This window comes from Opitutus sp. ER46 (assembly GCF_003054705.1).
In the GTDB taxonomy this organism is placed as follows: Bacteria; Verrucomicrobiota; Verrucomicrobiia; order Opitutales; family Opitutaceae; genus ER46.
In genome coordinates this window covers 387472-411625 of record NZ_QAYX01000020.1, presented here as the reverse complement: position 1 = coordinate 411625, position 24154 = coordinate 387472, and the positions used below count along the sequence as shown (strand labels likewise).

Here is a 24154-nt window from a genome sequence, read left to right as displayed (position 1 = left end):
AAATCAGCCGCAGGCGGCGAAGGGTTCGCGGGGCAGACCGGGAAAGCGCTCCACGCCGAGAAAGGTGTCGCGCAGGCGCTCGGGCGAAATGTCGCCGCGGCAGCGGCCATGCTCGACGAGGATGCAGCGGGAGGCGCGGTCCTCCCATTCCCCGAGCAGGTGCGTGGCCACGAGGACCGTGCCGCCCCGGCGGGCCTCGGCGAGCAGGAAGCTCTGCAGTCGTTCGCGCCACTCCGGGTCGAGACTCAGGCCGGGCTCGTCGAGAAGCCGGACGGGAGTGTCGGCGAGTTCGAAGATGGCGAGGGCGAGGCGTTGGCGCAGTCCACCGGAGAGTTTGCCCGTGGGCGTGCGGGCGCTGTCGAGGAGCCCCCAGCGTTCCAGTGCGCCCGGCACCTCCGTGCGCTCGCGACCCCGGAGCTGCGCGTGGAACGCCAGCACCTGTTCGGTGGTGAGCCGCGGGTGGAAGCGGGGCGCCTGCGGCAGAAAGGAAAGTGAGGCGAGGGCGGCGCGGCGCGCGGTCCGCAGGTCGTGGCCGGCAATGACCACGTCGCCGGAGTCCGCTTCGGCCAGGCCCGCCAGGAGCCGCATCGTGGTCGTCTTGCCGGCGCCGTTGGCTCCGATCATCAGCGTCACGCTCCCGGGTTCCACGGTGAGGTCGAGACCGGTGAGCACCTGCCGGGCGCCAAAGCGTTTGGTGAGGGCGCGCGTGAGGATCATCGCGGGTGGGTGAGCGGTTTTGGGTCGGCGATCCCGGGAAGACCGGGCAGCGCGAGGCGGCTCTGAATCCATCGCAGCAGCCGCTCGCCGGGGCTGGTGGACAACAGCCCGATGGCCGGAAACGCCCGTCGGGAGGTGCCGAAGAGGTCCGGCTCGAAATGTGGGATGTCGGCGACGCCGTCGTGGTTGAGGTCGAGCGTCTCGGCGCCATCCCAATGGTTGCCGCGTCCGGCGACGGCCCACAGGTTGGCGCCATTTTCGCCGGTCGTCTCCACGGGGTGGATATTCCCGGCGAAGGTGTTTTCGAAAAAGCTGCTCGTCGCGGTGCTGTCGCTCACGCGGAGACCGACGTAGTTTGCCGTGATGCGGTTCCCGCGGAAGGTGTTGCCGTTCCCATTCTCGGCGAAGAGCCCGAGGGTGTTGCCGGAGATCACGTTGTCCTCGATGCGCGTGTCATCGATGCCCTGCAGCAGCAGGCCGTAGGCGCGCTGGCTGCGATTGCTGAGGAAGCGGTTGGCCCGGAGCACCAAGCGCCGGGAGAACATCAGGGCGGCGCCCGCGGCGTTCTCGGAAAACTCGTTCTCCTCGAACGTATTGTCGTCCGAATACATGTAGTGCAGCCCGTACCGCACCTGCCGAATGTGATTGGCGCGGACGTGGGTGTGGCTGGCGAACGAGAAGTACACACCATCGCGCGTGCCGCTGATCGTGTTCCCCACGATGAGGTGGCCCGAGGAGTTCCACAAATGAATGCCGTTGCCGCGGCGGTCGATGCCGGCGGGGGGGCCGCACAACTCGCCATTGGCCGCGTCGCCGGCCTTCAGCCCGTGCTGGGTGGGATCGGCGATGGCGTCATCCCCGGTCGCGCCGTCGCCGACGATGGTGTTGCCGGTGATCCGGGCATCGTTCGCCTTGCGGACGTAGATGCCGTGCAGGATGTCGACGAGCCGGTTGTCACGGATCACGGCGCGGGCGCCGGTCACGTGGACGCCGGCGTCGTCGGCCGAGAGATCGCGGCCGGAGCCGCGGATCGTGAAGCCGGCGAGTTCCACGTCGTCGGCCCGGATGGCGACCACCACGCCGGTGCGGTCGCCGGCGAGGACCGCTCCCGGTTCGCCGAGCAGGTGCACCGGGCGGGCCAGAATGAAGTGCCCCTCGTAGCGCCCCGGCGCGACGTGGACAGTGGCACCGGCGGGCGCCGCCGCGAGCCGCGCGCGCAGCTCGTCGCCCGGGGCGGCGGCCAGCCGGCCGCCCCCCAGCGCGAGCCCGGCCAGGGCGATGAGGGCGAGCCGCTTCACGGCTCCTCCCGGCGCGAGCACCACATGGCGGCCGCGATGCAGACGGGGAACAAGGCCAGCAGGAGCGTGCCGGATTGCGGCAGGCTGGACTGGACGAAATTCGCGAGCTTCTGGCTGCCGATCAGCACCGGCGTGAACGGCTCGATGTGCATCGGTGCCTTCGGGTCGAGATTATGCCCGTAACTGTACAGCCGATACGCGAAGTTCCCGAGCGAGAAGCCGCCGAAGTACAGGAACAGCACGCCGAGATCGATCAGGCTGGCCATGCGTCCCAGCACCGCGGAACGCAGCGCCAGCAGGGCGAAGATGCCGAAGGCGAAGGGCAGCCACTTCATCTCCACGAAGTCCGCCTGCTCCAGGTGGTGCATGCCGATGTAGTGGTTCAGCGTGTTGATCTCGTTCAGGTCCTGCCCGCCATTCCCGCCCACCAGCCGGTAGGCGTAGATGTCGAGCTCCAGGCCCTCCTGGTACTGCGGCGCAACGAGCCGGATCTGCCACAGGGGGAAGAACACCGCCGCCGTGACGGCGAGCGCCGCCAGGAGCATGAAGGCGCGGGAGCGCAGGTTCAGCGGCCGGCGGAGGAACAGGTGTTCCCGGCGGAAGAACTCCCGCCAACGATCCGTGCGGGACGGCCCCCCGCGGGCCGGGAGGCCCGCGGAGGGAACGGTGGCGGAAGTCGAGTTCACTTGGCCGACGCGACGTTGGTGGGCTTCACCGCGAGATACCCCTGCATCTCCTGGTGCAGCGCCGAACAGAAGTTCGTGCAGTAGAACGGGAACACGCCCGTCTTCTTCATCGGCAGCCGGATCGTCTTCGTCTCACCCGGATCGATGACGACGTTGACGTTCTGCTCCACGATGCCGAGGCCGTGGATCATGTCGGGCGTCTGCTCGACGTTGGTGACGTGGATGACGAGCTCGTCGCCTTCGTTGACCTCGATCCGTTCCGGCACGAAGTGGCTGCGGATCGCGAGCATCTTCACCTCCACGACTTTGCCGTTGCGCGTGACGCTGGCGTCCTTCGCATCCCAGATCGCGTTCGGGTTGGTGTTCTCCGCCTTCGGGTACACCTCGATCGGCTTGATCGCGTCGACCTTCAGGATCTGCGCAAAGTGCGGCTCGGGCTCGGTGAACGCCTCGTAGACCATCTCCATCTTGTCGCCGGAGATGTCGATGAGCTGGCTGGACTCGGGCTGCGACGGTCCGGTTGAGATGTGCCGGCCCTTCGACATCTTGTTCATGGCGACGAGGTACTTGCCGTAGGGCTGCATGGTGTCGCCGCCGCCCACCACGAGGTGGCCGATGTTGTAGTGCACCGGGATCTTGTCGGTGACGACCTTGTTGAAGTCGGCGCGCTGTTCGGGCGTCCACGGCGGCAGCTTCCATTTCGCCACGGCGGATTCGATGAACAGCGAGGTGTAGGCGAAACCCTTGTCATCGTACTGCGTGTGCAGCGGGCCGAGGCCGACCGGAATCTCACCTTCGACCACGGATTCGTACTTTAGCACCGGGATGCCCCGGAAGTCGGTGGCGAAGTCCTTCTTCGTGATGGCGGCCTGGATCTTCTCGAAGTCGAAGACCGACACCACGGGCTGGAGCTTGCCGGAGGCGGCGATCCAGCGGCCGGACGGATCGGTGTCGATGCCGTGGGGTGACTTGGGCACGGGCAGGAAATAGAGCACGCCCGGGACCTTCGACGGGTCGATGACCGGCACGCCGTCGAGCATGGTGGCCTTGCCCTCCTTCACCGCGGCCTCCGCGGCGCGCCAGTTAACGACGGCGGCGTAGTCGCGGTCGAGCTGGCTGGCGTTGGCCTCGAGTTGGTCATGGGCCATCTCGGTGTTGTACGAAGTCCAGAACGCCCAGCCGCTGCTCGGGCCCTTGCCCGTGGAGCCGAGGTCCCAGTCAAACGGCGGCGTGAGAATCTGCCAGCCGATGCTCATCTCGCCCGACTTCGGGTCGATTTTGATGCCGCTCACCATGCCGTTGAACTCCTTCGCGTAGTCGTTCAGGTCGGCGTAACGGCCCTTCGGCAGCGGCACTGAGAAGCGCGTCGCCACCAGCACGTACTCGCTGTTCTCGGTGATGAAGGAGGAACCGTGGTTGCCCATCGAGTTCGGGATGGGGCCGAGAATCTGATGCGTCTTGAAATCGCGCAGGTCGATGCGCGCGACGCGGTTGTTGGCGTTGTCATTCACGAACAGCCAACGGCCGTCGTACAGCCCCTTGGTCTTCGAGAGGCCCGGATGATGGACGTCGCCCCAGGTGTACTCGCCCAGCATCTTCTTGGTCTCCTCGTCGTACCCGTAGCCGGTGCCAGGATACCGGCCGAAGACCGGGATCGTGGTGATGTGCCGCATCGAGGGCAGGCCGGCGACGAACACCTGGCCGGAGTGGCCGCCGGAGTAGAAGAGGTAGAACTCGTCCTTCTGGCCGGGGGCGACCCAGGTGCGGGCCGCGGGTGAGTTGGCGGCGACACCGGCGCCGCCCTTGGCGCCGGAGGACGGCGTGCCGGCGGGTTTGCAGCCGGACGAACCGAGGAGCGCGAGGGCGGCGCCCGCGGGAAGCAGGAAATTGAGGAGGGATTTCATTGGGTAGGGGAGCGAGGAAGGCGGAAGCGGTTTACTCGACGATCAGTTCGCCCTTCATGCCGACCTGCATGTGGCCGGGGAACGAACAGATGAACGGGTAGCGGCCGGGGGTCTTGGGGGCGAAGAACGTGACCGTGTCGGACTCCTTGGGCCCGAGCAGCTTGGTCGCGGCGATGACCTTCGGTCGGAAGGACGCCGGGATGTAGTCGGTCGCGGCCGCGGTGGCGCTTTCCTGTACGAAGGCGGGCAGGTCGATGTCCGCCGTGAATAGCACCCAGTTGTGGCCCATGGAGAACTTCGGGGTCGTGCCCTCGTTGGTGAGGGTCACCGAGAGCGCCTCGCCGGGGGAGGCGTGAATCTCGGTCATGTTGAACTTCATCGTGTCGTTGGCGGTGAACTGGATGGCCCGACCGGACTCCGGCTTGGCCGCCTCGCTGGCCTTGGCGGCGGGGGCGCTGGCGGAAGGCGCGCCGGCGTCCGAGGAGGAGCGGCCGCAGCCGGAAAGGAGGGCGGCAACCAGGGCGGTGCCGAGAATCAGGGTCGTGGACGTGTGTTTCATGTCGGGGGGAAGGTAATGGGCGCACGCAGTTCACGCCTTGATGCGCGTCAAGCGACCGGCTGGTCCATCGCGGCGCGATATGTTCGTTTTCGCACCTCGCCGAGGCGTTGAGACGCGTCAAGGCGCCGCGGGCGAAACCGAGTACCTTTGACGTGATGAAACGACGTAACCTCATGATGTTGATCGCGGCAGCGATGTTGTTGGTGGCGCCGCTGCGCGGGGCCGAGCGCGTGTTCACGGTGATCGGTGTGGTCCGCGAGCCGCTGCATGGGGAAAGACTCGTGATCGCGCATGAGGAAATTCCCGGGTTCATGGCGGCGATGACGATGCGGTTCACCGTGGCGGAGGCGGCGCGGGCCGAAGCCGCGCAACTCAAGGCCGGCGATCGCGTGCGATTCGTTTTGCGCGTCGACGAGGAGCGGTCGCGGGCCGAGGCATTCAAGGTTCTGGCCCGGGCGGGCGCGGGCGGGGAGCAGAGTGCGGGACCAACTCCGCCTCGCGCGACGGCCGCCATTCCTCGGCTCAAGGTCGGCGACGTGATGCCGGACTTCTCGCTTCTGGATCAGGAGGGCCGCCCGCTCACCCGGGCCGATCTGGGCGGTGGACTGACGGTGCTTACGTTCATTTTCACGCGCTGCCCGGTGCCGGAGTATTGCCCACTCATGACAAACCGGTTCGCCGAGTTGCAGCGTGCCATCGTGGGCGATCCCAAGCTTGGGGGCCGCGTGCGCCTCCTGAGCATCTCCCTTGATCCTGCCTTCGATCGTCCCGCCGTGCTGAAGACGTATGGCACCGCTTTTGGCGCGCGGTTCGAGGTGTGGCGCTTTGCCACCGGCACGGACGAGGAGGTGGGCCGGCTGGTGAGGGCGTTCTCCGTGTACCGCGAGAAGAACGGCGTGACGCTCGATCACACCTTGTGCACGGCGCTGGTCGACGCCGACGGTCGGATCGTCGAGTTGTGGCGTGGAAACGGATGGAAGGTCGACGAGGTTCTGGCGCGGCTCCGGCAATAGGCGCCCCGGCAGCCCGGCTGCCTTAGCTGCGGTGGAAGACTCGGCGGCGGACGACTGCGTTTCCCCGACGGCAGTTTCGGTGCGCTGCTGCCTTGAATTGGCCCGGGATCGTTGCTCCGCTTGTCGGCTTCTATGGCAACCCAAGCGTCCAAACCATCCTTCTTTGCACGACTCGGCCTCGCGTTCCGCGTGCTCGGGGACGCCACTCTCGCGGCGAAGATCACCGCGCTCGATGCTCCCGTCGAAGTCCGTCCCGAGGTCCCGGAAAACGTGCACGCCTCCGGTCTTTCGCTCCTGGCGTTGCTGCAGCGCGAGGGGCGGCTGGTCGACTTCCTCGAGGAGGATGTCGGCTCGTTTTCCGACGCGGAGATCGGCGGGGCCGCCCGCGTCGTCCACGCCGGCTGCCGCAAGGTCGTCAAACAGTACCTCGATCTGGAGCCGGTCATGGGCCAGGCCGAGGGCGACGCTGTGACCATCCCGGCCGGGTTCAATGCGGAGCGGATCCGGCTGACGGGCAATGTCGCCGGCCAGCCGCCCTATCGCGGCACGCTCAAGCACCATGGTTGGGTTGCGACGGCGGTGCGGCTGCCAGCCGTCTCGCCAGCGCTCGATCCCCGCGTCATCGCGCCCGCGGAGGTTGAACTCTAGTCGCCACGCCGGTCGGCCTCTTCGGCCCACGCCCGCCGTGTCGCGGTCGGCGTCGGAATCGCATCTTCGCTCAACCCGTCCGTACTCTCTCTCCTTTTCCCATGTCCCGCTTCTCTGTCGGCATCGACCTTGGCACCACCAACTCGGCCGTGTCCTACTTTGAACTGGCCCGGCCCGCGGCGCGGGGTCGGGACCAGGCCACCCTGGCCATCCCGCAGGTGACGGCACTCGGGACGGTCGAAACCCGGCCGCTGCTGCCGTCGTTCCTCTACCTTCCGGCCGCGCAGGAGTTTCCCGCGGGCGCGCTCGGCCTGCCCTGGGACGCCGCGCCCGCAACCGGTGTGGTGGGCGAGTTTGCCCGGGCGCACGGCGCAAAGGTGCCGGCGCGCCTCGTGTCTTCCGCGAAGAGCTGGCTTTCGCATGCCGGCGTGGACCGCCAGGGCGCCGTCCTGCCGTGGCAGGCGCCAGCGGATGTCGCGCGCGTGTCACCGGTGGAGGCGTCACGCCGCTACCTTGCCCACCTGCGCGCCGCGTGGGATCAGCAGTATGCCGACGCGCCGCTCGCCCAGCAGGAGGTCGTGCTCACGGTGCCGGCGTCGTTCGATGCCGCGGCGCGGGATCTGACGCTGGCGGCGGCGCAGCAGGCCGGGCTCACGAGTGTCACGCTCCTCGAGGAACCGCAGGCGGCCTTCTACGCGTGGACCGAGCAAAAGGGTGAAACCTTCCGCAAGCACGTGCAGCCCGGTGACGTGATTCTCGTCGTGGACGTCGGTGGCGGGACGAGCGACTTCTCGCTGATCGCCGTCACGGATCGCAACGGCGAGGTCGAACTCACGCGCGTCGCCGTGGGCGATCACATCCTGCTCGGCGGCGACAACATGGATCTCGCGCTCGCGTACGCCGTGAACCAGCGGCTGGCGGCCGGCGGCAAGAAACTCGACGCGTGGCAGTTCAGCGCGCTCACGTTCGCGTGCCGGCAGGCGAAGGAAACACTGTTCGCCGATCCCGCCATCGAGCGGGTGCCGGTGGCGGTGCCCGGCCGCGGCTCCTCGCTGATCGGGGGCACGATTCGCACCGAATTGACGCGGGAGGAGCTGACGCGGGTGCTGACCGACGGCTTCTTCCCGCAAGTCGCGGTGACGGACCTGCCGAAAACCGCCCGCAGCACCGGCCTTACGCAGATGGCGTTGCCCTATGCGCAGGACGCGGCGGTCACGCGGCACCTCGCAGCTTTCCTCACGCGGCAGGCGCGGGCGCTCGCCGCTACGCCCGACGCGCCGGTCAAGGTCGCGGGGCGCACGTTCGTGCATCCGACGGCCGTGCTCTTCAACGGCGGTGTTTTCAAGGCCGGCGTGCTCAAGCAGCGCGTGCTCGAGGTTCTCAATGGCTGGCTGGCGGCCGATGGCGGCGCGGCCCTCAAGGATCTTGAAGGCGCGGAGCTCGACCTCGCGGTGGCGCGCGGCGCGGCCTACTACGGCTGGGCGCGGCACGGTCACGGCCTGCGGATCCGCGGTGGCACGGCGCGCGCGTACTACGTGGGCGTCGAGGCGGCGATGCCGGCTGTGCCCGGGATCGAACCGCCGGTGCGCGCGTTGTGCGTGGCGCCGTTCGGCATGGAGGAGGGTACGCAGGCGGACATTCCGCCGCAGGAGTTCGGCCTGGTGATTGGCGAACCCACGCGCTTCCGGTTCTTCTCGAGCTCGGTTCGCCGCGACGACGCCGTCGGCGTCATGCTCGACGATCCGGTGGGCAACGATGAGTTCGAGGAGCTCGCGCCGATCGAGTCCACGTTGCCCGCCGCCGGCGCCGATGCTGCCGGCCGCGTGGTCCCCGTGAACCTGCAGGCGGTCGTCACCGAGATCGGCACGCTGGAGCTGCGCTGCCTCGAGAAGGGCGGCGCCGGGCGGTGGAAGCTCGAGCTCAACGTCCGCATGAAGGAGTAAGGCATGGCGGCTGACTTCGTCGTTGGCATCGATCTTGGCACCAGCAACTGCGCCATGGCCGCCGCGGCGCTCGCGTCCGGCGCCGGGGCGACGGTGACGGACTTCGCGATCACGCAGCTGCAGCGGCCGGGTCAGGCGGAGGCGCGGCCGTTGCTGCCATCGTGCCTCTATCGGCCGGGCGCCGGGGAGATCGCGCCCGGGACGGCGCGGCTGCCGTGGGGCGAAGCGACGGATTGGATCGTCGGCGAGTTTGCGCGCTGGCAGGGGGCACGGGTGCCGGGGCGGTTCGTGAACTCCGCGAAGAGCTGGCTGTGCCACGCCGGCGTCGATCGCACGGCGCCGATCCTGCCGTGGGGCGCGCCGGCCGACGTGGAGAAGATCTCGCCGATGCAGGCCTCGGCCCGGCTGCTGGCGCACCTGGCGGCGGCTTGGGATGCGGCGCATCCGACGGCGCGGCTCGCGGCGCAGGAGGTCGTGATCACGGTGCCGGCGTCCTTTGACGAAGTGGCGCGGGCATTGACGGTCACCGCGGCGCGGGAGGCGGGACTGGAGCAGTTCACGCTGGTCGAGGAGCCGCAGGCGGCGTTTTACGATTTCACGTCGCGACACCGCCATGACCTGGCTGACGCGCTGGCGGGCGTGCGGCTCGTGCTGGTGGTGGACGTCGGCGGGGGTACGACGGACTTCACGCTGATCGCGGTCGGAGTGGGGGACGACGGACCGGTTTTGAAGCGCATCGCCGTGGGCGAGCATCTCATCCTGGGGGGCGACAACATGGACGCCGCGCTGGCGCGGCGCGCGGAGGAGCGGCTGGCGGAGACGGGTCGGAAGCTCAATGCGACGCAGTGGACGCAGCTGGTGCAGGCGTCGCGGGTGGCGAAGGAAGCGCTGCTGGCGGTCACGGCGCCGGAGCGGCAGCCGCTGGCGCTGGCGGGCAGCGGGAGCCGACTGATCGGCGGCACGCTTTCGACGGAGGTCACGCGTGCCGAGGCGGAGCAGTTGATCGTGGAAGGCTTTTTTCCCGCGTGCACGCCGGACGAGCCGCCGCGGCGGGCGGCGCGGGTGGCCTTGCAGGAACTCGGTTTGCCGTATGCGCAGGACGCCGCGATCACGCGGCACCTCGCGGCGTTTTTGCGGCGGCATGCGGCGGCGGGTCATGCGGCTTTGGGCCGGCCGGTGGCGACGGGTGAGACGGCGGCCGAGGCGGAGTTGCCCCGGCCCGACGCGATTTTGCTCAACGGCGGTGTGTTCAACGCGCCCCGACTGGCGAATCGTCTGGTGGACATGGTCTCGGCCTGGTGGCCCAACCAGCCCCGCATCCCGCTGCTCGAGCACGACTCGCTCGATCTCGCGGTGGCGCGCGGCGCGGCGGCCTACGGACTCGCGCGCCGCGGGCTGGGACGAAAGATCGGCGGCGGCGCGGCGCAGGCGTTGTACATTGGGCTGACGCCGGAGGACGCGGGGGGCGATGCGCAGGCGGTGTGCGTGATCCCGCGCGGGCATGAGGAAGGGCAGACGGTCGACATGGCGGAGCGCGCCTTCCAGCTCACGGTGGGGCGGCCGGTGCAGTTTCCACTCTTTGCGACCACGGCCGACCGCGTGGACAAACCGGGCGACGTGGTGGCGCTGGGCGATGACTTCAAGCCGCTGCCGCCGCTGCACACGTTGCTACAGGCGACCGCGGCGAAACGCGGCGCGGTGCCGGTGCACCTGCGCTCGGCGCTGACGGAGCTTGGCACGCTGGAGCTGTGGTGCGTGTCGAACGCCGCCGACGAACGCTGGCGCCTCGAGTTTGACCTGCGCGGGGCGGCGAGCCGCGGCGGGGCAACCGTGACCGAGTCGATGCCGGAGAGTTTCGGCCAGGTGCGCGAACTCGTGGAGCGCGTGTTCGGGCCGGCGCCGCGCGTGGTCGAGCCGCGGGAGGTAAAACGGTTTGCCGAGACCCTCGAGGCGGCGCTGGGGCCGCGTGAGGCGTGGAGCGCGCCGCTGCTGCGGGAACTGTGGAGCACGCTATTCGCCGGAGCGAAACGCCGCCGGCGGTCCGCGGTGCACGAGCGTCTGTTTTACCGGTTCGTCGGCTACGGGCTGCGCCCCGGCTTCGGGTATCCGCTCGACGACTGGCGTTGCGAGCAGACCTTTGCGCTGCTGACGGAGAACGTGAATTTCCACGCGGAGGTCTCGGTGTGGAATGAGTTCTGGGTGATGTGGCGCCGTATCGCCGGCGGCCTTACAGCGGAGCAGCACCAGGCCATCTGGCGCGTGCTGGAGCCGCACCTCGCGCGGCGTATTCCGCCGAATGCGACGAAGAACGCCGGCCGGGTGAAGGGCATCCAGCCGGAGGGGCTGGACGAGATGGTGCGGACCGCCGCGGCGCTGGAACGGCTTGAGCCCGCCCAGAAGGTGGTGTTTGGCAACTGGATCGTCGCGCGCCTGCGCACGCCGGGACAATCGGCGGCGGGCCCTTGGGCGTGGGCGCTCGGTCGGGTGGGCGCGCGCGTGCCGTTGTTCGGCAGCAGCCACCAGACGATTGCGCCGGAGGCCGCCGCGGCGTGGCTGGAGCTCCTGCTCGAGCGCGGGCTGCGCGAAATCGACGGCGCGGCGTTCGCGGCGGTGCAACTGGCGCGGCGGACGGGCGACCGGACGCGCGACCTGGACGACACGTTGCGGGAACGCACGCTCGAGGGACTGCGGGCGGCGAAAGCGCCGGAACGTTGGCTGCAACTCGTGGCGGAGGTCGTGGCGCTCGAGTCGGAAGACGAGGCGCGCGCTCTCGGCGACACGTTGCCGCTTGGGCTGAAGCTGTAGCGTGGCGGACGGCCGGCACGAAAGGCACTTGTCGCGCGGCGGCCGGTCGGGTATCCCAGCCGCGACTTCGTCCGTCCCAAGCACTCCTTGCACCATGAAGACGCTCCTTCGCCTCTGCCCGGTCCTCGCGTTGTTTTTCCTCGCTGTTCCAGGCGGGGTTGCGACGGCGGCGACGCCCTCGGAGAAGGCAGCGATGACGGCCGTCGACGTGTCGGGCACCTGGGACGTGGTGGTGGAGACCAGCGAAGGCTCCGGCACTCCGGTGCTCGTGCTGCAGCAGGACGGGGCGAAGGTGACCGGCAAATATCAGGGGCAGCTCGGCGACGCGCCGATCAGCGGCACGGTGCAGGGGAAGAATATCCGACTTACGTTCAAGACCGGCGCCGGCGAAGGCGTGCCGGTTGAGTACACCGGCGTGGTGGATGGCGACGCGATGTCGGGCAAGGCGAAGATGGGCGCCGAAGGCGAAGGCACGTTCAGCGCGAAGCGTCGGAGCGGAAAGTAACGGCGCCTCGGGACGGCGCGCCGCTGCGACGGCGGGCGTCCGGTATCTGGACATTATTCGGCGAGTATCTGGACATTATCCCGGAAGTACCCCGTCACGGGGGAGATATAATTGCAGCCCTCGTTGCCTCCTGCTCCTCAGTACGCGCGGTGGAGTGGGGGAGGGCGCAGCAGGACGGAAAAGCAGGTGGGGGCGCGGTGGAGTTGCGGATCGCGCCGAGGTTCGGAATTGCGCGGCGCGGTCGATCCGGCAATGAAGGCGCGTCCCATGTCATCCGGAGGCCAGACCATCCACGACGTTGCCCGCCTGGCGAACGTGTCGCCAAGCACGGTCTCGAATGTCCTGAACGGGCGGCGCGACCGGATGCGCGCGGAGACGCTGGAGCGCGTGATGCAGGCGATGGCGGACCTCGGCTACGCGCCCAACCAGGTGGCCCGCGGGCTGAAGACCGGTTTCATCCCCACGATTGGGTTGATCGTGCCGTCGGTGGCGAATCCCTTCTGGGGCGCGTTCGCGCGGTACGTGGAGCACGCGGCGCTCGCGCGGAACTGCCAGGTGCTGCTGTGCAATGGCGAACGCGATCCCGCGCGGGAACAGCAGTACGCGGAGTCGCTTCTCGCGCGCGGCATTCGCGGACTGATCCTGGGATCGGCCCCGCTCTCGTTGAATCACATGGTGGGTCTCGTGAAGCGGGGGCTGCACGTGGTGACCTTCGACCGCGAGCCGGTGGGGGCCGACGGGGTGGAGTTCGACAGCGTGCGCGTGGACAACGCTGGCGGCACGCGGCTCGCGATCGAGCACCTGCTCGCGCTCGGCCATCGGCGGATCGCCTTCGTTTCCGGCCCGATCCGTTCCTCGAATCGGCGCGACCGTTTCGAGGCGTATCGCGCGGCCCTGGCGGCGCAGGGCGTGGCGGTCGACGATCAACTTGTGTGGACCGAGGCGGTGGCCGCGGGGGATGAGGAGGGCACCGAGACGGGGAAGTCAGCGGCTCGGACGCTCCTGCAGCAGCCGAACCCGCCGACCGCGTTTTTTGCGATCAATGACATGACCGCGTTCGGCGTCTATGCGGGCGTGAGGGAAGCGGGACGTGAGATCCCGCGCGACGTGTCGGTGGTGGGCTTCGACGATTTGCGGCTGTGTGAGGTCGTGACGCCGCCGCTGACGACGGTGCGCCAGCCTTTGGAGGATCTGATGCGTTCGGCCGTCGAGCTGTTGCTCGCGCGCCTGGAAGGAAAGCAGACGGGACCGGCGACGCACGTGACGCTGCCGGCGATGCTGGTGCCACGCGGATCCACGCAGCCGGCGCGTTAACGCCGCCATCGGTGCGACGCGCCGGCGCCCGGGTCAAAATGTGACGCGGTGACGGCCTGACCCCATCGTCAGGGGAAACGGGGTCAGGCCGTCACCGTTTCACATTCTGGGATCCTATGCGCGACGGGGTCAGCAACGGTCACGGCGTCACATCGGTACTCAGAAGCGATATCGCGAAGATGGGGATTTGCATCTACGTCAATGTGGCCGCTCATGTTGATGTAAGAAACAAATGGACAGGAAATTAGGATTTTGCGTAGTGTTTTTCATTGCGTGAGTGCATCGATATAGTAAATCGATGCACCAAGTTCGCCACCCCTATGAACACCCCGAAGCTCGCCGCCTTGGCTTTGCTGTCTTTTGCCCCGTTCGCCGCCTTCGCGCAGGCGTCCAATCCGCCCACCAACGGCGGCGCCGCTGACGACGAGATCGTCACCCTCAAGGAGTTCACGGTTTCCGCCAAGGCCGCCTCTGAATACGCGGCCGCCGAATCCACCACCGGCACCCGCGTCGCCAGCAAGATCCTCGATCTGCCGTTCTCGGTGCAGAGCGTCACCGCGGACTTCATGGACGACTTCAACACCCTCGAATTCCGTGATCAGTTCGCCTTCACGAGCAACGTGGTCGGGTGGGAAACGCTCTCCACCGGCTACAGCGTGCGTGGCTTCGACGCCGACGTGCAGCTGCGCAACGGCTTTCGCCGCATCGGTCTCATCGACAAGGTGAACATCGAGCGCGCCGAGGTCATCAAGGGGCCCGCCGCCTCCATCTACGGCAGCGTTCTCCCCGGCGGCACGATCAACTACGTCACCAAGAAGCCGAAGACCAAGGCCGAGCAACGCCTCACGGTCACCGCCGGCGATCACGATCTCCTGCGGGGCCAGTTCTCCAGCACCGGCCCCCTCGGCACCTCGAAGACGTGGTTCTACCGGCTCGATACCGCCGCGCTTCAGCGCCGGTACGACCAGCAGTACAAGGAAATGAACCAGGCGACCGTCGCCGCGCAGGTGCAATGGCGGCCCAGCCGCGACACCAGCCTGCTCATGGAGGCGGAGTGGCTCGAACGGCGCGAACGCGGCACGTCCAGCGCCGGCGTCCCGTTCCGCATCCAGACGGGCACGCCCGACCCGTACCGGCTGCCCGCGCAGAAGCGCACGTACAACCGGTACGTCGGCGTCGCCTACGAGATCATCGATTTCAACACCCAGGGGCCGCACAACTACTCCAACCGCTACGTCAAGAACCTCACCGCCACCTTCGAGCACCGGTTCAGCGAGGTCTTCTCCCTCCGCTCCAGCGCCAACTGGTTTGACCGCGGGCTCACCCGTCAGGAGGTCGGCGGGCGCGACCAATTCAACCCGGTCACCCGCACCGTTCCGCGCGGCACGCCGCGCTATCGGCCCTTCCCCGAAGGCGGCGCCAGCCTCCAGAACGACCTCCTCGCCGCGTTCTCCACCGGCAGCGTCAGCCACAAGCTTCTCGTCACCGTCGACTACCAGCGCCAGACGCAGCAGCCCGAGCGTTACGATCTCTCCAACTTCGCCGCCGGCATGCCCGCGGGTGTGCTCTCCGGCATGAGCGTCGATGCACCCAATTACGACTTCACCGGCTACCTTGACGCTCCCGAGCTGTACACGCCGGGCCAGAAGGAGGACGACGAGATCGACATCTACGGCCTGTTCATCAGCGAACGCGCCACGTTCTGGAATGGCCGCGCCAACCTGCTCCTCGGCGGCCGCTACGATTGGTCGCACAATATTTCCCGCGACCTCCTCGGCGGTAACGTCACCGATCAGAAGAGCAGCGAGATCACCCACCAGATCGGCCTCAATGTCCGCGTCGTCTCCGGGCTCAGTCTCTACGCCAATCAGAGCACGTCCTTTGTCCCGCAATTCGGTCTCGGCCAGAACGCGGACGGCTCCACCTACGACCTGCCCAACGAGCGCGGCAAGGGAATCGAGGGCGGCCTCAAGGCCGGGCTCTTCGGCGAGAAACTCACCTTCACCCTCGGCTGGTTCGACATCACCCGAGACAACGTCGCGACCGCCACGACTGACTCCGTCACCGGCCGGCCCATCACCGTCCTCTCGGGCAAACAGCAGTCGCGCGGCCTCGAGTTCGACTTCAACGCCGTCGTCACGCCCTCGCTCCAGTTCTTCGGCGGCTACGGGCACACCAAGGCGGAGACGGTCAGCAATGTGAACTCGCCCCACCTCGAGGGACTCTCCCTCCGCCGCGCCCCCGAGAACACGCTCGGCATTGGCTCCAAGTACGAGTTCAAGAAGGGCGCGCTCAAGGGCGTGTTCCTCACGGCGAGCTTCAAGTACAACGACCAGTCGATGGCCAACCCCTCGAGCGGCCGGTCCATCACCGCCTCCGCCTCGAATCCGATCATCAACAACCCGATGCCCAACGGACGCCTGCCTTTCGCCGACAAGCCCGTCGGGGCCACCATCACCAGCGGCAGCGTCCGCGTGGACGACGGGCGCGAGACGGTCTTCAACAACGCCTACGAGGTCGTCGACGCCGGCATCGGCTACAAGTGGAAGGACGCCCGCAAACACGCCCACCGCGCCCAGCTCAACGTCGGCAACGTCTTCGACAAGCGCTACACCTACGGCTCCACCGGCCAGGGCGAGCGCCTCAGCGTCGCCGTCACCTACGACCTCACGTTCTGACGCGGTTCATCCCGCCGACTCTTCTCCAACGCCATGCTCGAACTCGCCCAAAAGGTTGCCCTCGTCACCGGAGGCGCGCGTGACATCGGTCGCGCCGTCTCGCTCCGCCTCGCCGAACTCGGCGCCGCCGTGGCCGTAAATTACCGGTCCGACGCGGCCGCCGCCGAGGAGGTGGTGCGCACCATCACGCAGGCGGGCGGTCGCGCGATCGCCGTGCCGGGCGACGTCACCGTCGCCGCCGACGTGGGCCGCCTGGTGGCCGCCACCCGCGCGCAGCTCGGCGGCTCGATCGACATCCTGGTCAACATCGCCGGCGGGCTCGTCGGCCGGAAGGCCATCGGCGAGATGGACGAAGCCTTCTGGGACCACGTGCTCGCGCTGAATCTCAAGAGCGTGTTCCTGGTCACGAAGGCGGTGCTGCCGCACATGCCCGACGGGGGTGCGATCGTGAACTTCTCCTCGCAGGCGGGCCGCGACGGCGGCGGGCCCGGCGCCAGCGCGTACGCCGCGGCCAAAGCCGGGGTGCTCAACTACAGCCGCGCGCTCGCCAAGGAACTCGCGCCGCGGCGCATCCGGGTGAACACCGTTTCGCCCGGGATGATCGCGACGAAATTCCACGACACCTTCACCAAGCCCGAGGTGCGGCAGCGCGTGGCGGCCATGACGCCGCTCGGCCGCGAGGGCACCGCCGCGGAGGTGGCCGACCTGACAGCGTTCCTGGCGTCCTCCCGCGCCTCGTTCATCAACGGCGAGGCGATCGAGATCAACGGCGGCATCTTCTTTGCCTGATGAACCCGCGCCTGCTCGCCCTGCTGCTCCTTTTCCTCCCGGCCGCGTGGGCCTCGGCCGCGATCGCGCCGACCCATCCGCGCCTGCTCTTGACGCCCGACGGCGTGACGGCGCTGCGCCAGAACCTCGGCCGCGCGCCGCTGTTCGATGCCGCGCTTGCCGAGGCCAAGGCGCAGGTTGACCGCGCGCTCGCCGCGCCGCTCGAGGTGCCGGTGCCGCGCGACGCTGCCGGCTACACGCATGAGCGGCACAAGCAGAACTACACCGAGATGCAGCTTGCAGGCCTGCTGTATCAGGTGACGCGTGACGCCAAGTACGCGCGCTTCGTCCGGGACCTGCTCGAGCGCTACGCGCAACTCTATCCCACGCTCGGCGCGCATCCGGCGGGGCGCGGACAGGCGCCGGGCCGGCTTTTCTGGCAGACGCTGAACGAGGCGGTGTGGCTGGTCCACGTGAGCCAGGCCTACGACTGCATCTACGACACGCTGTCGCCGGACGAGCGGGCCCGCTATGAGACCGCCCTGCTGCGGCCGATGGCGCGATTCCTGAGCGAGGAGCGCATGCAGGAGTTTGACCGGATCCACAACCACGGCACGTGGGCGGCGACGGCGGTCGGCATGATCGGCTACGCGCTCGGTGACGAAGAGCTGGTGCAAAAGGCGTTGCTCGGTTCGAAGCGCGACGGGCAGGCCGGGTATTTCCGGCAGATGGACGAGCTTTTCTCGCCCGACGGCTACTACTGCGAGGGCCCGTACTACGCGCGCTACGCGCTGATGCCCTTCATCCTGTTTGCCCAGGTCATAGAGAACAACGATCCCGGCCAGCAAGTGTTCGCCCGCCGCCAGCAGATCCTCCGGCAGGCGGTGTACGCCACACTGCAGCAGACCAGCCCGCAAGGCGCGTTCCTGCCCTTCAACGATTCGCTCAAGGACAAGGACATCCGGTCCGACGAGGTCGTGCTGGCGGTCGACGTGGTCTATTCGCGCTACGGCCGCGACCCGCGCCTGCTCTCCATCGCGCAGCGGCAGGGCAGTGTCTTCCTCGGCGGGCCTGGGCTCGAGGTTGCGCAGGCGCTCGCCGCCAATCCGACGCCGCCGGCATTTCCGTTCGCCAGCGTCGAGTTCAAGGACGGCCCGGACGGTCGCGCGGGTGGGGTGGGGCTGTTGCGCGCCACGCCCGCGGCGGACGCCGCGCTCGTGCTGATGAAGTACTCTGCCTTCGGCATGGAGCACGGGCACTACGACAAGCTCGCGGTCATGTACTACGACCAGGGGCGCGAGATCATTCCCGACTACGGCGCAGCACGCTTTCTCAACGTCGACCAGAAGTTCGGCGGCCGTTACCTGCCGGAGAACAATTCCTTCGCGAAGCAGACGATCGCGCACAACACCGTCACCGTCGACGAGCGCTCCAACTACGGCGGCTCGTTCAAAACGGCGGAGGAAGCGCATGCGGAACGAGTCTTCTTCTCGGCGCAGGATCCGGCGTTTCAGGTGATGAGCGCGCTCGATCGCACCGCGTATCCCGGCGTGCTGATGCACCGCACGGTCGCGCTCGTCCGCGATGCGAAGCTGCCGCAGCCCGTGGTGGTGGACGTCTTTCGTCTCCGTGCCTCCGCCGCGCACCGCTATGACCTGCCATACTACTACGCGGGACAGTTCCTCGAGACGAACGTCGCCCTCACGCCACACGTGACGAGCCGACCTGTCCTCGGCGCCAAGCACGGCTACCAGCACCTCTGGGTCGCGGCCGAGGGCCAGGCGACCGGGCCGGTGCGCTTCACGTGGATGAATCAGCAGCGGTACTACACGCTGACGATGGCGGCCGACGCCACGGCCCGCGTGGCGCTGGTCCAGGTCGGCGCGAACGATCCTTCCTTCAACCTCCGCAATGAGAACGCCGTGCTGCTCCGGCAGGACGGTCGTGGCGACCATGTGTTCGCCGCCGTCCTCGAGCCGCACGGCCACTGGGACGGCGTGCGCGAGCGCACCTACGGCGGCCGGCCCACGATCCAGGAAGTCCGGGTACTGGCGGCGTCCGCCGAGGGCACCGCCGTGCGGATCACCGGACCCGGCGGGCTCGAGTGGACGCTGCTGATCGCAGCGGCGGAGACGGTCGCGGGGGCGCACCGCCTCACCGTGGGCGGGGAAACCTTCTCGTGGGAGGGCGCCGTCGCCCTCCGCAAACGCTAACTCATCCAGCTATGTTCGTATCCAAGGAGCAGCTTTTCATCGAATTCGCCCAGGTCGCCTGGGAGGACCGGGGCGGCGGAGTGCGCCGCAAGGTCATGGCCTATGGCGACCAGCTCATGGCCGTGTACGTCGAGTTCCAGCGTGGCGCGATCGGCGCCAAGCACCACCATCCGCACCTGCAGATCACGTACATCCAATCCGGCTCGTTCCGCACCCACATCGGGGACCAGACGCGCGTGCTGAAGGGCGGCGATTTCTACTACATCCCGGCGGACGTCGAACACGGGGTCGAAGCGCTGGAGGACTCCGTGCTGGTCGATTTCTTCACGCCGATGCGCGAGGACTTCGTCCCGCAACGATAACACCGAACGCCGCCATGCCTTTCCAACACCGCCTGCGCTGGGCCATCATCGGCCTGATCGGTCTCGCGACGATCGTTAACTACATCGATCGCACCTCACTGGCGGTGATGTGGCCGGCGATCTCGCGGGACACCGGGCTGTCGAAGGACGCGTACGCGTCGATCATCGCCGTCTTCATGGTGTGTTATGCGCTCGGCCAGGCGGTCTCGGGCCGGCTGTTCGACCGCGTCGGCACACGGATTGGCTTCGTGCTCTCCATCACGGTGTGGTCGGCGGCGTGCGGGCTGCATGCCGCGGCGCGCAGCGTGCTGAGTCTCTCGCTCGTACGCGGGTTGCTCGGCTTCAGTGAGGCGGGCAACTGGCCCGGTGCGACCAAGGCGGTGGCGGAATGGTTTCCCCGCCACGAACGCGCGCTTGCGCAGGGCGTCTTCAACGCGGGCGCGTCGGTGGGCGCCGTGGTGTCCGCCCCGATCATCGCGACGCTGTACCTGTGGTTTGGCTGGCGGGCGACCTTCCTCGTCGTCGCCGCGCTCGGCTTCCTCTGGCTGATTCCCTGGCTGTGGATCGCGCGGTCCACGCCGGCGCAGCATCCGTGGATCACCGCCCGGGAGCGGGAGCATATTCTCGATGGCGCCGCGCCCGCGGCGAATGCGGGACAGCCGGGGATGCGCTGGCGCGAAGCACTCGCGTTCCGCCAGACCTGGGCGGTCGTAGTTTCGCGTTTCTTCCTCGATCCGATCTGGTGGCTGTTCGTGAACTGGCTGCCCATCTACCTGGCGGACCGCTTCGGTTTCGACGTGAAGCAGATAGGCATGTTCGCGTGGGTGCCGTACCTCGGGGCCGCGGCCGGCAGCCTGGGTGGCGGCTGGTATTCCGGGCACAAGATCCAGCAAGGCTGGAGCGTCGACCGGGCGCGAAAGCGCGCCATCCTCATCGGGGGCGCGATGACCATCCCGGGATTCGGACTCGCCGCCATCGCCGGCTCTCCCTGGGCCGCCGTCATTGCCATGGCTCTCGTTCTCGCGGGATTCCAGGTGATGATTAACAACATCCAGACCCTCCCGAGCGACTTCTTCGCCGGGAAGTCCGTCGGCACGGTGGCCGGCATCGGCGGCCTCAGCGCGGTCGCGGGCGTGCTTGTTTTCAGCACCTGGCTTGTGCCGGTGCTCACGCGCATCAGCTACGTGCCCGTCTTTCTGTTGGGCGCGGCGCTCGTGCCGCTCGCCATCGGTTCCGTGTACTTCTTCAGCGGCGAGATCCGGCGCGTCGACGTGGCGGCCGACGTGCGCTGACCGCGTTTTTTCCACCCCAGGATACTTTCCTCGCCCATGCGCTCCTTCTTCGTTCTCTCCCTGACCTGCGGCTTGATGTCGGCAACGGTGGCCGTGGCGGCGGCGCCGGCGACGGCCAAGGCCGCTACGCCCGTCGAAGCCACGCCGCACGGCTTTCCCGGGGCGCAGACGTACGTGTTTCGCGAGCTCACCCCGGAGCCGCTGCGGCTGCACGTCTTCAAACCCGAGGGCTGGCAGGCGCAGGATCGTCGGCCGGCCCTGATGTTCTTCTTCGGGGGCGGTTGGACGCGCGGGACGCCGGAGCGCTCGGCCGGCTGGGCGCGCTGGGCGGCGCAACACGGCCTCGTGGGCATCGCGCCCGATTACCGGACCAAGGAGCGTTTCGACACCGCCCCGTTGGAAGCGGTGGCGGACGCGCGCGCCGCGCTGCGCTGGGTGCAGGACCACGCGGCGGAGCTCGGGATCGACCCGAAGCGCGTCGTGGTCGGCGGGACTTCGGCGGGCGGGCATCTGGCACTTTGGACGGCGATCACGGCGACGCCGCCAGGCTCGGCTGAGGCGGAGGCGCCGAAGTTCAAGCCGGTTGCGCTGGTCCTCTCGAGTCCGGTCTCGGACACCGCCGAGATCGGCGGCTACACGCCGCAGCGTTTCGGGCCGCACGCGGCGGCGCTCTCCGCGGTGCACCGGCTCGATGCGAAGATGCCGCCGGTTCTCGTGTTCCACGGTGACGCGGACAAGACGGTGCCGCAGCGCCAGTCGCTCGCGCTACGCGACAAGCTGCAGGCGGGAGGCAACCGGTGCGAATTCGTCAACGTTCCCGGTGGCTCGCACAACTTTTCGACCGATCTGCCCGAGTGGAAGGAAAAGGTCCGGGCGCGCATCGAGTCCTTCCTGCGGGAGGAAGGGTTGTTGGCGCGCTGAGACGACGAACGCGGCGGGCGCGCGCACCCGGCCGCTCAGGCGGCGGCCTGACCGAGCAGCCAGCGGTGAAACGCCTTGATCTCCTGGAGCGTGCCCGCGACCAGGATGCTGTCGCCGACGTCGAGCCGTTCGTCTCCCGATGGGGCGACGATCTCCCGGTCACCGCGGCGAATGCCGACGACGCGGGCTCCCGTGCGTTGGCCAATGTTGGAAGCGGCGAGCGTGCGGCCAGCGTGCGGTCCTTCCGGGACCACGAAGGTTTCCAGTACCGAGCCCTCGAATTCGTGCGACTGATCGGTGGCGGCCCGGGCATGCTGGAGAAAGTTTTCGGCGGCGGCGGTCTGCTCCTCCTTGCCCAGCAGCAGGACGCGATCGCCTGGGTAGAGACGCAGATCGGGCCGAATGGCCGTGATGACGATGCCGTTGCGCTCCACCTCGAGCACGGTGCAGCCGAACTGGGGTGGAATCGCGAGTTGGGCGAGCGACTGCCCCGCATACGGCGCGCCATCCGGCACGACGGATTCGCGCAGTTCGACGTCCCAGCCGGCGAGGTCCTTTTCCCTCTGCTCGCGTAGCTTTTCGGCGGCCGCGACCTTGGGGCCGCGCGGATCCTCGGCGAGCACGTCGCGCATCGAAGTCTGCCACTGGCTATGCCAGTAGATGAGCCGGTTGGAGAAGATGCCCACGAAGACGATCGCCGCGAGGCTGATGGCGATCCAGCCCCAGATGCCGAGCTGGTCGGTGGGGAGGATCGCATGCAGCCAGAAGCCGATCGCGAAGAGCGCGATGCCCTTGAAACCGGTCAGGAGCCGGTCGCGGGCGGGCGCGAGGCCGCCGACGCTCTCGGCCAGGATCATCGCCACGGCGCTGAGATTGCGCCAGACCGCGAACAGCGGGATGAGCACGATCACGGCGACGACGCCCCAGAAGACGGGAACCAGGGTGCCGGGGGCGAGGCCGAAGGACTCCGAGTTGGCGACCACCATGGCCAGGATCTGGCGGGAAAATGTCATGACCCCGGTGATGAAGAGCACCTCGCCTCCGATCTGGATGAGACGGGGCCGCACCAACGCCCACGCCGAGGCGGAGGTCGGCGCGTTCTGCAACTGGGTGAACCAGCCGTGATAGGCCTCAAGCGTGCGCTGCAACCAGCGCGGCTCGGCACGCTCGAGGGCGCCGACGATCGGATCGGCGAATCGGTTGAGCAGCGGCATCAGCAGGACCGTGAAGATCGAGACGCCGACCGCGATGGGGTAGTACTGTTTGGGCAGGACCGCGGTGCTCACGCCCAACTGGGCAATGATAAAGGAAAACTCACCCAACGGGCCGAGGAGTAGGCTGGCCCGCCGGGCCTCGTGGGCGTTGCTGCCGCTCAGGATCAGCGCGAGGCCCGTTGCCATGGCGCGCGCGAGTAGCACGAAGACGCCGAGCCCCAGGATCCAGGGCCAGACTTCGAGCAGGAGCTTGATCTCGATCAGCATGCCGATGGACACAAAGAACACGCTGCTGAACAGGTCGCGCATGCCGGCGAACGCCTTCTCCACCGGCGCGCGCTGGGGGATCTCGGCCACGATCGCGCCGAGCAGGAAGGCGCCGAGCGCGAGCGAGTACCCCGCCTTCACCGCTGCAATCGAGAGCAGGAACAGCACCCCGGCCACGGTGATGGTGAGAATCTCCGGATCCGCCCGGGCTTCCAGCCGGCGCAGCAGTCGCGGCACCATCAGCAGGCCGACGCCGACCAGCAGGACGACGAACGCCGACATGCTTGTCAGCAGCGAGCCCACGTTCGCGTCTCCCCCGCTGGTGCGCGCGGCGAGCAGGGTCAGCATCACCACCGCCACGACGTCCTCGAGCACGGTGATGCTCAGCGCCACCTGCCCGGAGCGGTCGTGGCTGAGGTTCAGTTCGTCCAGCACCTTGGCGATCACCGCCGAGCTGGACACCATGAACATCGCGGCGATGAAAAGTGACTGGGCGCTGTTCCAGCCCACGAAGTGGCCGAGCGCCCGCGTCAGCATGAAGACGAAGAACGCGCCGAGTCCGGTCGCCAGCAACGTCGGCCAGCCCATGCGGCCCAGCTTGCTCAGGCTCAATCCCAGCCCGATGCCGAACATCAGGAAAACCAGGCCGACCTGGGACAGCGTCTGAATGCGGTTTACGTCCGACACCAGTGCGAAGGGTGGGGTGTAGGGACCGATGACGATGCCGGCGAACAGGTAGCCGACGATAACCGACAGGCCGATGCGACGGCAGATGGCGGCCGCGGCACTCGCGGCGAGCAGGACAACGGCAAGATCTTGGATGAGGCTGATTCCGTCCATGTGCGTGGGTGGCCGACGTGCGCGGAGGTGACGCGCGCGGGTGGCGCGCGGAATACGCTACCGGATGCGCCTCAAGTCAATGCGTCGGGTGGGAAATCTTCACTCGGATGCGTCAAACCCTCCCGCGCGGGCTGCAACCCGCGCTACTTGGCACTGGTAGGGTCCTGAATGAAGGAACCTTGCATATTGCGAGCTAGCTGGCGCCGT

At 68.1% G+C, this 24154-nt stretch carries 18 protein-coding genes; 12 read left to right on the top strand and 6 right to left on the bottom strand.

Annotation, left to right across the window (positions count from 1 at the left end):
• Positions 1 to 3: 3 nt before the first annotated feature.
• Genes DB354_RS08370 through DB354_RS08350 form a run of 5 tightly spaced genes read right to left on the bottom strand, consistent with a single transcriptional unit; the run spans position 4 to position 5164 of the window.
• The gene (locus tag DB354_RS08370) at positions 4 to 717 is read right to left on the bottom strand and encodes an ABC transporter ATP-binding protein (RefSeq protein ID WP_107834992.1); all 714 of its coding nucleotides are present in this window, start codon (positions 715 to 717) and stop codon (positions 4 to 6) included.
• A complete protein-coding gene (locus DB354_RS08365) occupies positions 714 to 2015 on the bottom strand; it encodes a NosD domain-containing protein (RefSeq protein ID WP_107835033.1) in 1302 nt (433 codons plus the stop codon). Before DB354_RS08365 ends, DB354_RS08370 begins: the two co-directional genes overlap by 4 nt.
• A complete protein-coding gene (locus tag DB354_RS08360) occupies positions 2012 to 2701 on the bottom strand; it encodes a hypothetical protein (RefSeq protein ID WP_233256591.1) in 690 nt (229 codons plus the stop codon). Before DB354_RS08360 ends, DB354_RS08365 begins: the two co-directional genes overlap by 4 nt.
• On the bottom strand, positions 2698 to 4605 hold the full coding sequence (gene nosZ, locus DB354_RS08355; protein WP_107834991.1) for a Sec-dependent nitrous-oxide reductase: 1908 nt from the start codon (positions 4603 to 4605) through the stop codon (positions 2698 to 2700). The genes DB354_RS08360 and nosZ overlap by 4 nt, the downstream gene beginning before the upstream one ends.
• A 31-nt stretch (positions 4606 to 4636) precedes the next feature.
• Entirely contained in the window at positions 4637 to 5164 is a 528-nt protein-coding gene (locus DB354_RS08350) for a plastocyanin/azurin family copper-binding protein (RefSeq protein WP_107834990.1), read from the bottom strand.
• Positions 5165 to 5319: 155 nt separating this feature from the next.
• Between DB354_RS08350 and DB354_RS08345 the strand changes: the two genes are divergently transcribed.
• The 12 genes from DB354_RS08345 to DB354_RS08290 all read left to right on the top strand — a co-directional run bounded on the left by DB354_RS08345 (position 5320) and on the right by DB354_RS08290 (position 21626).
• A complete protein-coding gene (locus DB354_RS08345) occupies positions 5320 to 6177 on the top strand; it encodes an SCO family protein (RefSeq protein WP_107834989.1) in 858 nt (285 codons plus the stop codon).
• Positions 6178 to 6309: 132 nt separating this feature from the next.
• Positions 6310 to 6825 (top strand): DUF2760 domain-containing protein, encoded by a 516-nt coding sequence (locus DB354_RS08340; protein ID WP_107834988.1) that lies wholly within the window; start codon positions 6310 to 6312, stop codon positions 6823 to 6825.
• 101 nt (positions 6826 to 6926) lie between these two features.
• On the top strand, positions 6927 to 8768 hold the full coding sequence (locus DB354_RS08335) for an Hsp70 family protein (RefSeq protein ID WP_107834987.1): 1842 nt from the start codon (positions 6927 to 6929) through the stop codon (positions 8766 to 8768).
• Positions 8769 to 8771: 3 nt separating this feature from the next.
• The gene (locus tag DB354_RS08330; RefSeq protein WP_107834986.1) at positions 8772 to 11573 is read left to right on the top strand and encodes an Hsp70 family protein; all 2802 of its coding nucleotides are present in this window, start codon (positions 8772 to 8774) and stop codon (positions 11571 to 11573) included.
• A 94-nt stretch (positions 11574 to 11667) separates the two neighbouring features.
• Positions 11668 to 12078 carry a hypothetical protein gene (locus DB354_RS08325; protein ID WP_107834985.1) on the top strand — a complete coding sequence of 137 codons (411 nt, stop codon included), beginning with the start codon at positions 11668 to 11670 and terminating at the stop codon, positions 12076 to 12078.
• Between the two features lie 267 nt (positions 12079 to 12345).
• On the top strand, positions 12346 to 13392 hold the full coding sequence (locus DB354_RS08320; protein WP_107835031.1) for a LacI family DNA-binding transcriptional regulator: 1047 nt from the start codon (positions 12346 to 12348) through the stop codon (positions 13390 to 13392).
• 320 nt (positions 13393 to 13712) lie between these two features.
• Positions 13713 to 16070, top strand: coding sequence for a TonB-dependent receptor (locus tag DB354_RS08315; protein WP_107834984.1), 2358 nt, complete (start codon positions 13713 to 13715; stop codon positions 16068 to 16070).
• Between the two features lie 33 nt (positions 16071 to 16103).
• Positions 16104 to 16859, top strand: coding sequence for an SDR family oxidoreductase (locus DB354_RS08310; RefSeq protein ID WP_107834983.1), 756 nt, complete (start codon positions 16104 to 16106; stop codon positions 16857 to 16859).
• On the top strand, positions 16859 to 19051 hold the full coding sequence (locus tag DB354_RS08305; RefSeq protein WP_107834982.1) for a heparinase II/III family protein: 2193 nt from the start codon (positions 16859 to 16861) through the stop codon (positions 19049 to 19051). The genes DB354_RS08310 and DB354_RS08305 overlap by 1 nt, the downstream gene beginning before the upstream one ends.
• A gap of 11 nt (positions 19052 to 19062) precedes the next feature.
• Positions 19063 to 19413 carry a cupin domain-containing protein gene (locus tag DB354_RS08300; RefSeq protein WP_107834981.1) on the top strand — a complete coding sequence of 117 codons (351 nt, stop codon included), beginning with the start codon at positions 19063 to 19065 and terminating at the stop codon, positions 19411 to 19413.
• Between the two features lie 14 nt (positions 19414 to 19427).
• A complete protein-coding gene (locus tag DB354_RS08295) occupies positions 19428 to 20705 on the top strand; it encodes an MFS transporter (protein ID WP_107834980.1) in 1278 nt (425 codons plus the stop codon).
• Between the two features lie 36 nt (positions 20706 to 20741).
• Positions 20742 to 21626 (top strand): alpha/beta hydrolase, encoded by an 885-nt coding sequence (locus DB354_RS08290; protein WP_107834979.1) that lies wholly within the window; start codon positions 20742 to 20744, stop codon positions 21624 to 21626.
• Between the two features lie 35 nt (positions 21627 to 21661).
• Here the strand turns inward: DB354_RS08290 and DB354_RS08285 are convergent, their stop codons facing one another.
• On the bottom strand, positions 21662 to 23947 hold the full coding sequence (locus DB354_RS08285; protein WP_107834978.1) for a cation:proton antiporter: 2286 nt from the start codon (positions 23945 to 23947) through the stop codon (positions 21662 to 21664).
• Between the last annotated feature and the right edge of the window lie 207 nt (positions 23948 to 24154).